This window comes from Cryobacterium sinapicolor (genome assembly GCF_004403465.1).
Lineage (GTDB): Bacteria > Actinomycetota > Actinomycetes > Actinomycetales > Microbacteriaceae > Cryobacterium > Cryobacterium sinapicolor.
The window spans coordinates 15227-32007 of the sequence record NZ_SOGQ01000025.1; the positions used below are offsets into that span (position 1 = coordinate 15227).

At 68.7% G+C, this 16781-nt stretch carries 15 protein-coding genes; 9 read left to right on the forward strand and 6 right to left on the reverse strand.

The annotated features are described in order from the left end of the window. Positions 1 to 62: 62 nt before the first annotated feature. Both ppsA and E3T28_RS05355 read right to left on the reverse strand, forming a co-directional pair. The gene (gene ppsA, locus E3T28_RS05350) at positions 63 to 2501 is read right to left on the reverse strand and encodes a phosphoenolpyruvate synthase (RefSeq protein WP_134428660.1); all 2439 of its coding nucleotides are present in this window, start codon (positions 2499 to 2501) and stop codon (positions 63 to 65) included. A 162-nt stretch (positions 2502 to 2663) separates the two neighbouring features. Next, the gene (locus E3T28_RS05355) at positions 2664 to 3482 is read right to left on the reverse strand and encodes a pyruvate, water dikinase regulatory protein (protein WP_134428662.1); all 819 of its coding nucleotides are present in this window, start codon (positions 3480 to 3482) and stop codon (positions 2664 to 2666) included. A gap of 38 nt (positions 3483 to 3520) precedes the next feature. Here E3T28_RS05355 and E3T28_RS05360 point away from each other — a divergent pair, with 38 nt between their 5' ends. Both E3T28_RS05360 and E3T28_RS05365 read left to right on the forward strand, forming a co-directional pair. Further along, positions 3521 to 3985: a hypothetical protein gene (locus E3T28_RS05360; protein ID WP_134428664.1), complete on the forward strand. Its 465-nt coding sequence runs from the start codon at positions 3521 to 3523 to the stop codon at positions 3983 to 3985. Positions 3986 to 4033: 48 nt separating this feature from the next. After that, on the forward strand, positions 4034 to 5068 hold the full coding sequence (locus E3T28_RS05365) for an NYN domain-containing protein (protein ID WP_134428666.1): 1035 nt from the start codon (positions 4034 to 4036) through the stop codon (positions 5066 to 5068). Positions 5069 to 5075: 7 nt separating this feature from the next. Here E3T28_RS05365 and E3T28_RS05370 read toward each other — a convergent pair whose 3' ends face one another. Beyond that, positions 5076 to 5273, reverse strand: a complete 198-nt coding sequence (locus tag E3T28_RS05370; protein WP_134428668.1) for a hypothetical protein — start codon at positions 5271 to 5273, stop codon at positions 5076 to 5078. An 81-nt stretch (positions 5274 to 5354) separates the two neighbouring features. After that, positions 5355 to 5606, reverse strand: a complete 252-nt coding sequence (locus E3T28_RS05375; RefSeq protein ID WP_134428670.1) for a heavy-metal-associated domain-containing protein — start codon at positions 5604 to 5606, stop codon at positions 5355 to 5357. An 89-nt stretch (positions 5607 to 5695) separates the two neighbouring features. Here E3T28_RS05375 and E3T28_RS05380 point away from each other — a divergent pair, with 89 nt between their 5' ends. The 7 genes from E3T28_RS05380 to E3T28_RS05410 all read left to right on the forward strand — a co-directional run bounded on the left by E3T28_RS05380 (position 5696) and on the right by E3T28_RS05410 (position 14385). Beyond that, positions 5696 to 7786: a heavy metal translocating P-type ATPase gene (locus E3T28_RS05380; RefSeq protein WP_134428672.1), complete on the forward strand. Its 2091-nt coding sequence runs from the start codon at positions 5696 to 5698 to the stop codon at positions 7784 to 7786. 9 nt (positions 7787 to 7795) lie between these two features. Further along, a complete protein-coding gene (locus tag E3T28_RS05385; protein WP_134428674.1) occupies positions 7796 to 9208 on the forward strand; it encodes a pyridoxal phosphate-dependent decarboxylase family protein in 1413 nt (470 codons plus the stop codon). A 194-nt stretch (positions 9209 to 9402) separates the two neighbouring features. Next, positions 9403 to 10833, forward strand: a complete 1431-nt coding sequence (gene hemG / locus E3T28_RS05390) for a protoporphyrinogen oxidase (RefSeq protein ID WP_166786929.1) — start codon at positions 9403 to 9405, stop codon at positions 10831 to 10833. Continuing rightward, a complete protein-coding gene (locus E3T28_RS05395; protein WP_134428678.1) occupies positions 10830 to 12017 on the forward strand; it encodes a TIGR04053 family radical SAM/SPASM domain-containing protein in 1188 nt (395 codons plus the stop codon). Before hemG ends, E3T28_RS05395 begins: the two co-directional genes overlap by 4 nt. After that, the gene (locus E3T28_RS05400) at positions 11986 to 13197 is read left to right on the forward strand and encodes a ferrochelatase (protein WP_134428715.1); all 1212 of its coding nucleotides are present in this window, start codon (positions 11986 to 11988) and stop codon (positions 13195 to 13197) included. The genes E3T28_RS05395 and E3T28_RS05400 overlap by 32 nt, the downstream gene beginning before the upstream one ends. Positions 13198 to 13210: 13 nt before the next feature. Beyond that, on the forward strand, positions 13211 to 13858 hold the full coding sequence (locus E3T28_RS05405) for a hypothetical protein (RefSeq protein ID WP_134428680.1): 648 nt from the start codon (positions 13211 to 13213) through the stop codon (positions 13856 to 13858). 74 nt (positions 13859 to 13932) lie between these two features. Further along, the gene (locus tag E3T28_RS05410; protein ID WP_134428682.1) at positions 13933 to 14385 is read left to right on the forward strand and encodes a DUF2269 family protein; all 453 of its coding nucleotides are present in this window, start codon (positions 13933 to 13935) and stop codon (positions 14383 to 14385) included. 42 nt (positions 14386 to 14427) lie between these two features. On the opposite strand, the gene E3T28_RS05415 is transcribed toward E3T28_RS05410, so the two are convergent. Together E3T28_RS05415 and E3T28_RS05420 are read right to left on the reverse strand one after the other, a co-directional pair. Next, positions 14428 to 15489, reverse strand: coding sequence for a DsbA family protein (locus E3T28_RS05415; RefSeq protein WP_134428684.1), 1062 nt, complete (start codon positions 15487 to 15489; stop codon positions 14428 to 14430). Continuing rightward, entirely contained in the window at positions 15490 to 16719 is a 1230-nt protein-coding gene (locus E3T28_RS05420; RefSeq protein WP_166786930.1) for an aminotransferase class V-fold PLP-dependent enzyme, read from the reverse strand. Between the last annotated feature and the right edge of the window lie 62 nt (positions 16720 to 16781).

The window sequence follows — 16781 nt, forward strand, 5'->3', positions numbered from 1 at the left end:
GCTCGACCCCCGGGGCGCGATGGCTCCGCCGCCATGCCCCGTGGGTCGAAGTCGACCATCGATCAGGCGGCCGAGGCCTCCTCGGGGTCGGTGGCATCGTCATCCGTGCCGAAGTGGTTGCTGCCCGCGGTGACGCCCGCGAGGCGCAGCCAGGTGTCGACCACGGTGTCGGGGTTCAGTGACACGGAGTCGATGCCCTCGGCCACGAGCCACTCGGCGAAGTCCGGGTGGTCGCTGGGGCCCTGACCGCAGATGCCCACGTATTTGCCGCGGGCCTTGCAGGCCGCGATCGCCATGCTGAGCAGCTTCTTGACGGCCGGGTTGCGTTCGTCGAAGCTGCCGGCGACGATCGCCGAGTCGCGGTCGAGGCCGAGCGCTAGCTGCGTCATGTCGTTGGAGCCGATGGAAAAGCCGTCGAAGTAGTCCAGGAATTCGTCGGCGAGCAGTGCGTTGGCCGGCAGCTCGCACATCATGACGACTTCGAGGCCGTTCTCCCCGCGGCGCAGCCCGTTCTCGGCGAGCAGCTCGATGACTCCGGCGGCCTCGTCCAGGGTGCGCACGAAGGGGATCATCAGCTTGACGTTGGTCAGCCCCATTTCATTGCGCACGAACGACAGGGCCTCGCATTCGAGGTCGAAGCAGTCCCGGAACGAGGGCTCGAGGTAGCGGGACGCTCCGCGGAACCCGAGCATCGGGTTCTCCTCGTGCGGCTCGTAGGCCGGTCCGCCGATGAGGTTGGCGTACTCGTTGGACTTGAAGTCGCTCATCCGCACGATCACGGTCTCAGGGGCGAACGCGGCCGCGATGGTGGACACGCCCTCGGCCAGGCGCTTGATGTAGTAGTCGCGCGGGTTGCCGTAGGCGGCGATGCGGGTGTTGATCTCGCGGGTCACGTCGTCGGGCTGGTCGGCCAGGTTGAGCAGGGCCTTGGGGTGGATGCCGATCTGCCGGTTGATGATGAATTCGAGCCGGGCGAGACCCACACCGTGGTTGGGCAGCTGGGCGAACGTGAACGCCTGCTCCGGCGTGCCGACGTTCATCATGACCTTCACCGGTGCCGGCGGCAGGGTGGTGAGCGCGGTCTCCTCGATGCCGAAGTCGAGCAGACCCTCGTAGATCAGGCCGGCCTCACCCTCGGCGCAGGAGACCGTGACCTCGAGGCCGTCGGAGAGGATGTCGGTGGCGGTCCCGGTGCCGACGACTGCGGGGATGCCGAGTTCGCGGGCGATGATCGCGGCGTGGCAGGTGCGGCCGCCGCGGTTGGTCACGATGGCACTGGCGCGCTTCATGATCGGTTCCCAGTCGGGGTCGGTCATGTCCGCGACGAGCACGTCACCGGTGGCGAAGCTCGCCATCTGGTCGATGGAGGAGAGGATGCGCACCTTGCCGGCGCCGATCCGCTGGCCGATCGCGCGCCCCTCGACCAAGACCTTGCCGGTCTCATTCATCTTGAACCGGCTCTGGGACACGGCGGTCGCCCGCGACTGCACGGTCTCCGGGCGGGCCTGCAGGATGTAGATGCCGCCGTCGACGCCGTCCTTGCCCCACTCGATGTCCATCGGGCGCCCGTAGTGCGCCTCGATCAAGAGGGCGTGGCGGGCCAGCTCCTCCACGTCCGCGTCGGTGATGCTGAACAGGTTGCGGAGTGCGACGTCCACCGGCACGAAGTCGATCGTGCGGCCGATCTCACGGTTTTGGGTGAAGGTCATCTGCAGCGCCTTCTCGCCGAGGGTGCGCTTGAGGATGGCGGGACGGCCGGCCTCGAGCGACGGCTTGTAGACGTAGAACTCGTCGGGGTTGACGGCGCCCTGCACGACGGCCTCGCCCAGCCCGTAGGACGAGGTGATGAAGACCGCGTCGCGGAAGCCGGACTCGGTGTCCATCGTGAACATGACCCCGGAGGAGCCGATGTCCGAGCGCACCATGCGCTGGATACCGGCCGACAGCGCCACCTCGGCGTGTTCGAAGTTGTGGTGCACCCGGTAGGCGATCGCCCGGTCGTTGTAGAGCGAGGCGAAGACATCCTTGATGGCCGGCAGGATGTTCTCGATCCCGCGCACATTCAGGAACGTCTCCTGCTGACCGGCGAAGGACGCATCCGGAAGGTCCTCGGCCGTGGCACTGGAGCGCACGGCCCAGGAAATGTCGTCGGAGCCGCCGTGCTTCTCGACCAGGGCGGCATAGGCGGCGCGGACCTGGGACTCGAACTCGGGCAGGAAGGGCGTGTCGCGCATCAGGCCGCGGATTTCCTTGCCGGCCGCTGCCAGCTCGGTGACGTCGTCGATGTCGAGGCCCTTCAGGCGCTCGATGATCCGCCGGTCCAAACCGGAATCGGAGAGGAAGCGGCGGTAGGAGTCTGCGGTGGTGGCGAAGCCGTCGGGCACCTTGACGCCGGCCGAGGTCAGGTTTTGCACCATTTCGCCCAGAGAGGCGTTCTTGCCGCCCACCCGCTCCAGGTCGGTGAGGCCGATCTCTGAAAACCAGAGGATGTCTGTCGTCATGTGTTCTGCTCCCTTGCAGTGTGCGACCAGAGGTGAGGCCACGAGGTGAGGAGGCTCATCTCATGGATAAGCGCCCTGGTCCCATAGTGGCAGGTCTATCCCGCCTGAGCCCGATTTGTTTACTTGATTGACATGTTCACTTGTCTGCGTTTCGAACGTGAGTCAACGTTTGAGGTTCATTTGCTGCAGAATCATGGCCGACATCTCCTCCACGGACATGCTCGCCGAGTTGAGGAACGGGATGCCGTGGGAGGCGTACAGCCGTTCCGCACTGCGCAACTCGAATCCGCACTGGCGCAGGGAGGCGTAGGGCGAACCCTCGCGCCGTTGGGTGCGGACCTGGCTCAGGCGCAGGGGATTGGTGGTGAGCCCGAAGCACTTGTCCACGAATGGCCGCAGCGGTTTGGGGAGCCCTTCCCGCTCGAAATCCTCGTCCACAAGCGGGAAGTTCGCGGCGAAGATGCCGTGCTGCAGCGCCAGGTACATCGTTGTGGGAGTCTTGCCGCAGCGCGACGGGGCGACCAGGATCAGCTGCGCCTTCTCGAGTGCGCGCAGGCTCTGGCCGTCATCGTGCTCCATCGCGTATTCGACCGCCGTCATTCGGGACTGGTATCGGGCGGCGTTACCGAGGCCGTGCGCCCGACCCGGTTCGTTGCTGGGCTGAGTCGCCAGGGCTTCCTCGAGCTCGCCCAGGTAGGTTCCGAGCAGGTCGATCAGAGTCGCCTTGCAGGTGCCCAGGGTGTGGCGGATGTCGCTGGTCACGGCCGTGGAGAACACGATCGGTTTCTGGCCGCGCTCCACCAGAGCGTCGATCAGGTCGACCACGGCCCGGGCCTGGTCCACGTTCAGGATGAACGGGATCGTCGTGCGGTCGAACTCCAGAGTGGGAAACTGGGACAGCAGGGTGCTCCCGAGCGTTTCCGCCGTGATCCCGGTGCTATCGGAAAGAAAGAAAACCGGGCATGGATCTTCATTGGCCATGACTTATTGTGCACCTGCGGCGGTCCTCGAGCTCAATCGTGCTGACGCCTGCCATCGTCGTTCTCGCTGACGGCGTCGCCACTGTCCCGCTGGAGCCCGTGTCGCTCTGGCTGAGCACGAACGCCGCGACGCTCGTGGGGACTGTCGTGCTTGTCGGCTCCTGCTTCCCGGAACCCTCCGGGACCGAGCCGGGCGTCGCGCCTGCCCAGGCAACCCTGACCATCCCCTACCGGTCTGACGCCCTCGCTCTACCCCAGCCCCTCCCCGTTCCCACCGAAACCGCGGTCCCGGCCCCGGCCCCGTCAGGGCAGACGGTCCCCGTACTGGACGACGAGCCGGCCACGGCTGTCGTCGCACGGCCGACCCTGGCAGACACGGGCTTCGCCGCTGGGGGGACTCTTGTCCTGGGTGTTCTGCTGGCCGGCGCCGGAATCCTGCTGGTCGCGACCCGGCGCCGATCCGATGTGGGTTTGCTGTCGTCGCGTCACGCGCAGCAGACTTGAGTCCGGGTCGCGACCGATCCGTCTGCCCGGTAGCTGAAGGAATCCACCATGACTGAACCGAACGACGCACGCGTCGGCCTCTATATCGACTTCGACAACATCGTCATCTCGCGCTATCAGCAGTTGCACGGTCGCAATGCCTTCCAGCGCGACGGCATCCGTAATTTCGACCGGTCCAGCTCGGATGCCGACCCCGTCATCACGGCGAGACTGAACGCCGCGACAGTCGATTTCAACGCCATCATCGATTTTGCCGCGTCATTCGGCACATTGGTCGTGAACCGCGCGTACGCCGACTGGTCGGTGCCCGTCAATGCGAGTTACCAGCGTCAGCTCATGTCGCGGGCGGTGGACCTCACCCAGCTGTTCACCACGACCACGCGGGGCACCAAGAACGGCGCGGACATCCGTCTGGCCGTCGACGTGGTCGAAGACCTCTTCCGGTTGCCCGACCTCACCCATGTCATCATCATCGCCGGTGACTCCGACTACATCGCCCTGGCCCAGAAGTCGAAACGGCTCGGTCGCTTCGTCGTGGGCATCGGAGTCGCCGGGTCGACCAGCACCTCCCTCGCGGCCGCCTGTGACGAATTCGAGGACTACGACTCCCTCCCCGGAATTGCCAAGGTCACCCTCAGTGCTCCTGCGGCCGCGGTGACTGCGGATAAGCCCCCATCGGGCCGGAAGGCTGCCGGGCCCGCGGTCACGGTGGCGGTTGCGCAACCCGAAACGGCCGCCATCCCGGCCCGTAATCTGACGATGGTTCCGATGTTCTCGCACACCGAGGATCTGCCCTTCGACGAGCCGGAACCGGCCGATGACATCGACCCGCAGACCATCGCGACGGAGCTCCTCGTGCGTGCCCTGCAGATCGCTCACGCCAAGGGCGACGACGACGAGTGGCTGAACACCGGATCGGTCAAGAACCAGATGCGCCGGATGGACCCCTCGTTCAACGAGAAGCCGCTCGGCTTCCGGTCCTTCACCGATTTCCTGTCGTCCCGGAGCGACGTGGCCGAGCTGCAGGAGGATGGCCCGCATCGGCTCATCCGGCTGCGTCCCGAGTCGAACGCCCGACGCTGAGCCGCGGTCAAGCGCCGAGCAGCACCAACGCGTGATAGACGACGTAGACCGGCCAGACGATCGCCTGGAGCAGCCCCAGGATGACACCCCAGAAGGAGCCGTCTGAGACGGAGACGAAGTAGATCGCGGCTCCGATATAGGCCAGCAGGAAGAAGAAACCCCACGGCCCCTCTTGAACGATCACACGTGCACGACTGTCGGTCATCCGTTCTCCGTCCCCGCAGATGCCGAATCATTCGGCGCGAGCGTAGCAGGACCGCCGGCAGGGTGACACCCGTACTTCGGTTCAGGCCAGCTGGTATCCGGCCGTGGTGACGGCGGATCCCACGGTGGCCCGGTCGAGGGCGGCGGCGCTGGTGACCCGAACGGTGGAGGCTCCGCCGCTGTTCAGGTCCACCGTGACGGCTTCCACCGAGGCGAGCTTGCCGAGCGCGGCAACGACGCTTCCGACGCAGTGCTGGCAGGTCATGCCGGTGACCTGGAACTCCTCGGTCAGGCTGGACGGGGACGGGGACGGGGACGGGGTCGGGGTGGTCATCGGAATTCCTATCATTCGTTGTGCGGCGCCGTGGTGCGGTGCTGCGCTGTCTTCTGAAAGCATACCCCTGGGGGGTATACCTTAGCGGTATGGATAAGAATCACGGGGCGATGAATGCGGGCGGCCACGCGGCCATGGGCCACACCGGTCACGGCGACCACGTGGCCGGGTTCCGGCGCTTGTTCTGGGGGATGCTGGCCCTCAGTGTGCCGGTTGTCGCCTTCAGCCACATGTTTTCGATGGTTCTCGGATACTCCAGGCCCGACCTGCCCGGAATCCAGTGGATCTCGCCCGTTCTGGGCACCGTCATGTATTTTTGGGGCGGGCAGCCCTTCCTCACGGGGGCCGTCGCGGAGCTCAGTGCACGGAAGCCCGGCATGATGCTCCTGATCGGACTCGCGATCACGGTCGCGTTCGTGTCGTCGTGGGGGGCGAGCCTCGGCATCCTGGCCCCCGAACTCGACTTCTGGTGGGAGCTGGCGTTGCTGATCACGATCATGCTGCTGGGCCACTGGATCGAAATGCGCTCGCTCGCCCAGACCTCCACGGCGCTCGAATCGCTGGCGGCGTTGCTGCCGGACCAGGCGGAGCGGATCGAGGGCGGTGCGGGCGGCGGCGAGGTTCAGGTGGTGGCCCCGACCGAGCTGCGGGTGGGTGACCTCGTCATCGTTCGTCCCGGCGGCCGGGTGCCGGCCGATGGGCGAGTCACCGAGGGCACCGCCGACGTGGACGAGTCGATGATCACGGGGGAGTCCCGGTCGGTGAGCCGGGGGCCGGGTGACCCGGTTGTCGCGGGCACAGTGGCCACGGACACGGCGCTCCGGGTGCTGATCACCGCCGTGGGCGACGACACGGCCCTGGCCGGTATCCAGCGGCTTGTGGCGGAGGCGCAGTCGTCGTCGTCGCACGCGCAGCGCCTCGCCGACCGGGCGGCCGGCTGGCTGTTCTGGTTCGCGCTCGGCGCCGGCGTGGTCACCGCGTTCGTCTGGTCGGCGCTGCTCGGCATGCCGGAGATCGCGGTCGTGCGCACCATGACCGTGCTGGTGATCGCCTGCCCGCACGCGCTCGGGCTCGCGATTCCGCTGGTGGTCTCGATCGCCACAGAGCGGGCCGCGAAGGGCGGCGTACTGATCAAGGACCGGCTGGCCCTGGAGAGCATGCGAACGGTTGACGCGGTGCTGTTCGACAAGACCGGCACCCTGACCACGGGCGCACCCACGGTCACGCACCTCGCGGCGACGGATGCGTCGGTGGACGCGGTCGGGGATGCATCGGGGGCAGAAGGCGAGCTGCTGGCGCTGGCGGCGGCCGTGGAAGCCGACAGCGAACATCCGCTGGCCCGAGCCATCGTGGCGGCGGCTGGAGAACGCCGGGTGCGCGTGCCGCAGGCGACGGGGTTCCGGGCATCCGCGGCCGTGGGCGTCACGGGTGCGGTCGACGGGCAGCAGGTGAGCGTCGGCGGCCCCGGCCTGCTTCGGGAACACGGTGCGCGCCCGCTGCCGGTGACCGAGTCCTGGGCTGACGAGGGCGCCATCGTGCTGCACGTCCTACGCGGCGACGTGGTGATCGGCGCGATCGGCCTGGCCGACGCCGTGCGGCCGGAATCCCGGCAGGCCGTCGACGCGCTGCACGCGCTGGGCGTCCAGGTCGTGATGATCACCGGCGACGCCGAACCGGTGGCCCGGTCGGTCGCCGCAGAACTCGGCATCGACCGCGTGTTCGCCGGCGTGCGCCCCGAGAACAAGGCCGCGAAGGTGGCCGAGCTGCAGGTCGAGGGCCGGAAGGTCGCCATGGTCGGCGACGGCGTCAATGACGCGCCCGCCCTGGCGCAGGCCGACGTGGGTATCGCCATCGGAGCGGGCACGGATGTCGCGATCGCCTCCGCGGGTGTCATCCTCGCCAGCGACGACCCTCGCTCGGTGCTCTCGGTGATCGAGCTGTCCCGGGCGAGCTATCGCAAGATGACGCAGAACCTGTGGTGGGCGGGGGGTTACAACCTCCTGGCGGTGCCGCTCGCGGCAGGCGTGCTGGCACCGATCGGATTCGTGCTGCCCATGGAGGTCGGAGCGCTGCTCATGTCGGCGTCGACGGTGGTCGTGGCGCTGAACGCGCAGCTGCTGCGGCGGCTCGATCTGCGCCCGGAGAGCAGCTCTCTTCCCCTGACCGTGGCCCGGCGCTAGGCTCGCGGCATGTCGGCTGATCCGGAGGATTACCGTGCCGCGCTGGAGCGGGCGCAAACGCATGCGATGCGCTGGCTCGCCTCCGTTCCGACCCGTCCGGTAGGTCCACAGGCCGACGCCGACACCCTCGCCGCGGGCTTCGCGGCACCTCTGCCGGCTCAGCCGACGGACCCGGCGGAGGTGATCGACGAACTGGCCCGGTTGTCCGAACCTGGCCTGATGGCGATGCCCTCCGGCCGCTTCTTCGGCTGGGTGATCGGCGGCACGCTGCCGGCAGCCCTGGCCGCCGACTGGCTGGTCAGCGCATGGGACCAGAACGCCGGCATGCGCTTCGCGACCCCGGCCGCCGCGGCCGCCGAGGAGGCCGCCGGCGGCTGGATCCTCGACTTGCTGGGGCTGCCGCCCGGGGCCGACGTGGGCTTCACCACCGGGGCCACCATGGCGAACTTCGTGGGTCTGGCCGCCGGGCGCGATCACGTTCTCGGCGACGCCGGCTGGGACGTCGCCGCCTTGGGTCTGTCCGGATCCCCGCGCGTTTCCGTCTACGTGGGCGAGGAGCGCCACGCGGTGATCGACCTGGCCCTCCGCTACCTAGGACTCGGCGCCCCCATCGTCGTTGCGTCCGACTCCCAGGGGCGCATGCTCCCCACTGCCCTGGCGGCCCGACTCGACCAGGTCGCGGGCCCCGCAATCGTCTGCCTGCAGGCCGGCAACCTGCACTCCGGCGCCTTCGATCCGGTGGGCGAACTCACCACCCTGGCCCACCAACACGGCGCCTGGGTGCACGTCGACGGCGCATTCGGCCTCTGGGCCGCCGCCAGCCCGCGTTACCGCGAACGGCTGGCGGGCCTCGACACCGCCGATTCCTGGGCCACCGACGCACACAAGACCCTCCAAGTGCCCTACGACTGCGGCATGGCCATCGTGGCCCGGCCCGCCGAGGTGCGGTCCACCTTCGGCGTGCACACGAGCTATCTGTTCGCGGACGAGACCGGTCCGGGCGACCCCTACGAGAAGGTTCCCGAACTGTCGCGCCGGGCACGTGGCGTTCCGGTCTGGGCGGCACTGCGCTCCCTGGGCCGGTCGGGCACCGTGGAGCTGGTGGAACGTCTGGCCGATCGAGCCCGGGCCATCGCCGACGGGCTGGCGCGCATCCCCGGCGCCGAGGTACTGAACGACGTGGTCTTCACCCAGGTCTGCGTCAGCTTCGGCGACGACGAGCTCACCCGCCGAGTGACCGAGGCGCTGCTCGCCGACGGAACCACCTGGATGTCGGGTTCCCACTGGCAGGGCCGCGACGTGCTGCGGGTCTCGGTGAGCAACTGGTCGACGGATGCGGAGGACGTCGCCCTCTCTGTCGCGGCCGTGGAGCGCGCCGTCGCCACTGTCTCGCGCGACCGCCCGACGGAATATGCAGAGTAGAGAATATGGCCTTGATTCGGCAGGAGTGCAGCGTCGATCAGGGCCCGGTCCGAGCGGCGATTCGCCCTCTGATCGGCGGTCGTCGGTGACGGCCGACGCGGAATGGCCGGAGTCGACGGTCGTAGGATCGAAGTAACGAAATTGCCACAGGTTACCGGTTGCACCGGATTCACCGGCAACTGGAGGAATATACAGTGCTCTCTCAACCACGGGTCGTCATCGTCGGCGGCGGAATCAGCGGATTGGCGACAGCACACTATCTGCACCGCCGGCTTGGCGACGGAGTGCAACTCACCCTCGTCGAGGGAGGGGCGCGACTGGGAGGCAAGATCTCCACCGAGCAGTTCGGCGGGCAACTCGTCGACGTCGGACCGGACGCGCTGATGGTGCGGGCACCGGTGGCGGCGGCGCTCATCGAGGACCTTGGCCTCGGCGACCTCGTCGTGGCCCCCGCCGGGTCCGGCGCCCGGATCTGGTCGCGCGGGAAGCTCCGCCGCCTCCCCGCCGGAACCCTGTTCGGGATTCCCGACCGCCTGCTGCCCTTGATGAAATCCCGGCTGCTTTCCCCCCTCGGCCTGGCCCGCGCCGCCCTGGACCTGGTGAAGGCGGCTCCGGCGGCGCTGCCCGACGATCCCACGATCGCAGAACTCGTACGACCGCGAATGGGCAAGCAGGTGTTCGACCGCCTCGTCGATCCGCTGCTCGGCGGCGTGCATGCCGGCCGGGCGGACGAGCTCAGCGCCCGCAGCACTGCTCCCGACATCGAAGCGCTCGCCCGCGGCAATCGCAGCCTCTACCTCGGGCTGCGTCGTCGGCGCAGGAACGCCCCGGCCGCATCCAAGCGTGCCGGCGGGGCGGTGCTCGTCACGCTCCGTGGCGGGCTGGCCCGTTTGATCGACGCGCTGGCCGCTCGCGTCGTGGGCGACGAGGTGCGCCTCAATACGGCCGTCGACTCCGTGTCGCGCAGTATCGGCGGCTACGAGGTGACGCTGAGCGATGGCACGGTCCTCAAGGCCGATGCGGTGGTTCTCGCCACCCCCGCGTTCGCTGCGGCGGACATGGTGCGCGAGGAGGCCCCCGACCTGGCCGCCGCGCTGGCCGGCATCCCCTACGTCGACGTCGCCACGATCTGCCTGGCGTACCCGCGCTCCGCGGTCGCCCGCAACCTCACCGGCACGGGTTTCCTGGTGCCGCCGGAGGAGGGCAGGCTCATCGTCGGCTGCACCTGGTCCAGTGCCAAGTGGCCGCACCTCGCCGATGACAGCACCGTGATCATCCGTTGCATGGTCGGTCGCCGCCGCGATCAGCGCTGGCTGGACCTCGACGAGGACACCCTGGTCAGCAGGGTGCATGCGGAGCTCGTCGAGGCCATGGGTCTCACCGGGCGACCCACCGAACAGCACATCGAACGTTGGCTGCAGGCGATGCCGCAGTACATCGTCGGCCACCAGGGCCGGCTGGTCGCCGCGGAAGAAGCCCTCGGCCAACTTCCGGGGCTCTACCTGACCGGTTCCGCCTACCGCGGGGTCGGGTTAGCCAGCTGCGTGGCGGATGCCGAGCGCACGGCCGACAGCATCGTGCAGCTTCTGAGTGAGGCTCGTCCCCGGAACGAGGTGTCCGCATGAGCGGGCTCAGCATCCCCCTCGGCGAGACCGCTGTACTGCCGACCCTGCCTGCCGCCCGCCGCGGAAAGGGCCCGGACTATGCGCAGCGCCCGATGCTCGTGTTCTGGGAAACGACCCGGGCCTGCGCGCTTGCCTGCAAACACTGCCGGGCCAGCGCCACGATGCAGGCGCTGCCGGGTGAGCTCACAACGGCAGAGGGCAAGGACCTGATCGACCAGGTAGCCGGTTTCGGCCGGCCGTACCCGATTCTGGTGCTGACCGGCGGAGATTGCCTGATGCGCCCGGACCTGTTCGAACTCGTCGACTACGCCACCGGACTTGGCCTGCCGACGGCGCTGTCCCCCTCGGTGACGCCGACCCTCACACCGCAGATGATCGAACGGATCGTGGCGAGCGGGGTCAAGGCGGTGTCGATCAGCCTCGATGGCGCCGTCGCCGCAACCCATGAGGGCGTGCGCGGCATCCCGGGCCATTTCGACGACACCGTGGCGGCGATCCGAGCCCTCGCTGCAGCCGGGCTGACCGTGCAGGTCAACACGACCGTCATGCGCGCCAACGTCGAAGAACTGGCCGATGTCGCGGCCCTGATCAAGAACGCCGGAGCCGCGATCTGGGAGGTGTTCTTCCTGGTTCAGGTCGGCCGCGGGGTCTCGACCGAGGCCGTCACCCCGGCCGAGCACGAGGACATCTGCCACTTCCTCTTCGACGCCTCCCAGCACGGCTTCATCGTGCGCACGGTTGAAGCACCCTTCTTCCGGCGCGTCGTGGCCCGCCGCCGGGCCGGCGACCCTGCGCCGACGAGCGCAGGGTACACGTCCCTGTCCGCGCGGCTGGAAACCCTGATGGGGCCGCCCGCAGGCCTGCCGAGGGCGCAGACCGCGTCGACCCGCGACGGCAAGGGCATCGTCTTCGTGGCCTATGACGGCGAGGTCTACCCGGCCGGGTTCCTTCCGCTCGGGCTCGGTAATGTGTGCACGACCCCGCTGGCCGAGATCTACCGGGACAACCCGCTGCTCAAACAGATCAGGGCGACGGAGTTCACCGGTCGCTGCGGCAGCTGCGAGTACGCGGACCTGTGCGGTGGCTCCCGAGCCCGCGCGTTCGCTTCGAGCGGTGATCCGCTGGGCGAGGACCCGGCCTGCCCGTTCCAGCCTGGCGCGGCTTCGGCACTCGTTGGTGCCTGAGCCAGCGCCAGTGACTGGCTCAGGGCCTGTCACTGGCGTGGAGCCGACCGGGTACGGCGCCGTCATCCTCCTCGGGTTCGGCGGCCCCGAGGGCCAGGACGACGTAATTCCGTTCCTCCGCAACGTCACCCGTGGTCGCGGAATCCCGGAAGCCCGCCTGGAAACCGTGGCCACCCACTACCGCGCCTCCGGCGGTGTGAGCCCGGTGAATGCCCAGAACCGCGCCCTCCGCGACGCGCTCCAGGACGAACTGGCCGCTCGCGGCACGGCCGTGCCGGTGTACTGGGGAAACCGCAATTGGGCTCCGTACCTGGGGGACGCCGTGGCCGAGGCCGTCGGCGCCGGACATACCCGGCTGCTCGCGCTCACGACGAGCGCGTACAGCTCCTACTCGAGCTGCCGGCAATACCGGGAGGATCTGGCTGAGGCGCAGGGTGCCACGGGGCTCGGCGATACCGTGCGCATCGACGCGGTGCGCCCCTACTTCGACCATCCCGGCTTCATCGCGCCCTTCGTGGTGGGAGTCTGCTCTGCCCTCGCCGAATTCGCCCGGCGGGGCCTGGCCCCGTCCGACGTGCACGTGCTCTTCACGACCCACTCCATTCCGACGGCGGATGCCGTGCGCAGCGGCCCGCGCGAGCGATCCTTCGGCACCGGCGGCGCCTACGAGGCTCAACACCGAGCAGTCGCCGAGGTGGTGATGGCCGCGGTTGCCGCTGCGGCGGCCGATGGCGCCGAGGCCGGAGTCACCCCGGCGTGGTCCCTGGCCTACCAGTCACGTTCGGGCCCGCCCGGCATGCGGTGGCTCGAACCTGACGTCAACGACGCCATCACCCTGCTCGCCGCGGCCGGCACCCGTGCCGTCGTGGTCGTTCCGATCGGGTTCATCTCCGACCACATGGAGGTTACCTGGGACCTCGACACGGAGGCGGCTGCCACTGCCGCCGCGCACAACCTCGGGTTCGCCCGGGTGTCGACCCCAGGCCTCCACCCGACGTTTGTGGCTGGGCTCGTCGACCTGCTGCTCGAGCGACTGACGCCGGCCCCGGCACCGGAACGCTGCGCGCTCACCGCGCTCGGACCGTGGCCGGATGAGTGCCCGGCCGGATGTTGCGAGAAAGGGCCGGCCCGGGGCATCCCGCCGATTGGTACGCTCGGCGGTAAGGCTGACCAAGGCTAGCGAAGGACCAACCGTGACCCACCCGTATCCGTTGCATGTGGCCATCCGGGCGCAGTGCTTCTGCTGCCAGTCGCTGCAGCCGTTCACGTTCACCTCGGCGACCGACCAGGTGGTCTGCGCATCCTGCCTGCACCACCTGGGGGCGGAGAAGGCCACCCGCCGGGACGCGGAGCACATCAAGCTGTGGGTCGGCCAGTACGCCGACCAGCAGGAGAATCACCGCCTGTTCGCCGAGAAGTCGGCGGTGGTGGATGCCGAACGGCAAGCGGCGATCGACGGGCTCGCCGCGCAGGTGGCGGAGCTGCGCGGCGTCGTGGCCGGCGAGTCCGACCCCGCGAAGAGCGCCCGGGTGCGCGCACTCCTCGAGAGCGACCTGGTGCGGCGCGCGGAGCGGAAGACCGAGCTTGCGCACCGCCAGCTCGACTGGGCGATGGCCGTGCTCTGGCGGATCGGGCAGCTGCACCACGCCGTGGCGGGCAAGCCGCTGGCCTGCGTCTGCGGGCGCACCGCGGCGGCCTGCGCGGAAGGCCGGGCGATCGATCCGCAGCGACAGGCCCTGCTCGACTGGGAGCGGAAGAATCTCGTGCTGCTGCGCGCCGGCTCCCGGAACGCCCTGCCCGACGACCACCCCGAGGTGGGGGCCTCGAAGCGACAGCCCTGAGGGGTGCGGGCCGCCGCCAACCCCTCGAACGTGTCGGTTCACCCGAGGGCGCCGCCCGGGCCTACGCTGAAGAAATGGAACCACTGCTCAGCACCCTGCACATTGTCTCCGGCGTCTTCATCGTCGGGCCCATGGCCATCCTCCCCATGACTGCCATGCGCTCCATGCGCGCCGGCGAAGCGGGCCAGGTGGCCTCCTTGGCGAAGTCGACCAATATCTTCACCCTGCTGTCGGTGCTGGTCGTGTTCTTCGGCTTCGGCGCACTCGGATTCCGGGACAACGCCTCCTTCGCCTCAACCTGGGTCTGGCTCTCGATCGTGCTCTACGCCGCAGCGCTGGCGATCAGCCTGTTCCTCGTGATCCCGGCCATGAAGTCGGCCTCCGAGCTCCTCGCCGAGCAGTCCGCCAGCGGCACCCGGGTCGCCGGCACGAAGGTCGCCGGCTACTCGCGCGTGGCCATGGGCTCGGGGATCGCCTCGCTGCTCCTGGTGGCCGTGGTCGTACTAATGGTCGTCAAGCCGGTATAGCCGGTCCCGCCGGTCCCTCCGGTTCGAACACCCGTTGGTCGGCTACTCCAGGTCGTCGACCGAGACCAGGCCGTCATGCCGGCGCCCGTCGAAGATGATCGACGGGATCTTCACGGTGTGAATGCTCTCCTCGACCAGTCGCGTGTTCGCGGCGATGATGTCGGCGACTTCGTCGGAGGCGGCGACGGATGCCACGTCGGCGACCTGTTCCGGGCTGAGGCCGAACTCGGCCGACCAGTCCTGCAGCAGCGCGGTGGCGGTCTCCGGCTCGGCGCCGTTGAGCACGCTCTGCCAGGACACGCCGTTGGCGTCGTCTTCCGTGTAGATCCGGCGGAGGATCTCCCAGTCGACCGGCGTCTCAGCGCCCTCGAGCGGGTTCAGCCGCAGCGCCTCGAGGTACTGGGTGACGAGCAGCGAGTTCTGGAACTTGTAACCGTCGGCGGAGGCGATCGGGTAGGCGATGTAGGTGAGGTTCATCCGGTCGTCGAACCCGGCCTCCTCGATGTTGTTGAACAGCTGCAGGCAGTAGGTGCAGCCGGGGTCGATCACCTCGAGCGCGGTCTCCTTCTCCTTGTCGTACACGGTGAGGTAGCTGGCGTTGGCCGGCAGGTACTCCTCGGCGTCCCAGTTCTGCATGCGGGAGGGGATCGCCGAGAAGGTCTCGCCGAGGCTGGCGAAGTCGTTGCCGAACGCGCCGATCACGTCGCCGGACAGGAGCGATTCGCCGAAGGTGGGCGTCTGGTCGGGGATCGAGCAGGCCTCGGCGCCCAGGCTGCACGATGCGGAATCCTGCTTGTTGCAGGTGCCGTAGACGTAGAGGTTCACGCCGCTCTTGACGACGACGTAGGCGCTCCAGACGGTGGTCAGTACCACGAGCAGCGCGACCACCTCGAGGGCGACGGATGCCGGGCCCACCAGCTTCGGACTTCGCACCGCCAGCGGCGCCAGCAGGTGATCCTTGATGTCCTGCTTGAAGGTGGTGTCGCAGGGGCGGAATGTGACGCGGCGGAGGGTGCAGTTCCACGCCTTGCCGAGGTAGCGGCGGTAGCGGGCCGATACGGCAGCCATGAAGACGAGAACGATGAATGCGGCAATACAGAACACTTAGGAGAGGCCTTTCATCAGGCGCGCGAGGGCCTGTGAGGCCTGATCGATGTCGGCCGTGGTTGAGTGCAGTCCGAGCGAGAAGCGCAGCAGCGGCGGCAGCCCGAGCTGGTCTTTCAGGTAGTGGTGGGCGCAGAAGTATCCGCTGCGCACCATGATCTGCGATTGGGAGAGGAACACCGCGAGCCGGTGCGAGTCCTGCTTCGGCGCGTAGACGCTGATCACGGGGCTGGCTTCGGTGTTCACGAGGGTGAGGCCGGGGATGTCGTGAAGACCCTCGAAGAGGCGCTGCGAGAGCCCCTGGAGGTGCTCCGCCGCGGGCCGTCCGCCGGGACGCACCTGGCCCAGCCACTCGATCGCGCGGCCGAGGGCGATGATCTCGCCCCAGGCCTGCAGACCGGGTTCGAGCAGGGCGCCCGGGTCGTCGGTGAGCAGGTCGTAGGAGTCTTCACGGACATTCGTCACCATGCCGCCGCCCACGAAGGTGAGCGCGAGGGATCCGAGCAGCTCCTGGGTGGCCACGACCACCCCGAGGCTGGCGCCGTACGTTTTGTGGGCGGAGAAGCACAGTGCGTCTGCCTCGGTTCTGGCCAGCAGGGTGCGTTCGTGCGCGATCGCCTGGGCGGCGTCGAGGATGACGATGCCGCCGCGGGCGTGGGTGTCGCGCACCAGGTCGGTGAGGTTGGTCAGCAGGCGGCCGTCGATGTTCGAGGCCACGTTCACGACCACGACCGCGCGTTCGAGCTGGGCCGGCTGGTAGACCAGGGCGCCGTCGGGGGCACGGTCGAGCACCAGACGGGGCACGCCCAGCCGGGTGGCCGCCGTGATGGTGGGCAGGAAGACCGAGTTGTGCTCGATGTGGCTCGTGACCACCCGGCCGAACCGGCCCTGCGGCAGCTGCTGCAGCAGCAGGTTCAGGCCGAAGGTCGTGTTGAGGGTGAAGGAGACCGCGTGGCTGCGGCCGGACAGGTCGAGCAGGTCGAGAACCGCCTTGCGGGTGTCCTGCACCTTCCGGTCGACGCGGGTGCCCCAGGCGTATTTCACGCGCCCGCCGCAGGCGTTGTACGCCGTGTAGTACTCGGTCAGGGCGTCCAGGACCGGCTGCGGCCGGAGGCTCTGACAGGCGGAGTCGAGATAGACCGCACCTGGGTCGAGGTAACCGAAATCGGCGAGGCGGCCGGTGTCGACCGTGACCGGCGGTGTGCGCCGGAACAACCCAGTGTGCTTCATGTCCTTCGATTCTTTCCGGCTCATTCTAGGCGAGCAGCCTGTCCGACCCGGGGCGGCTGGGA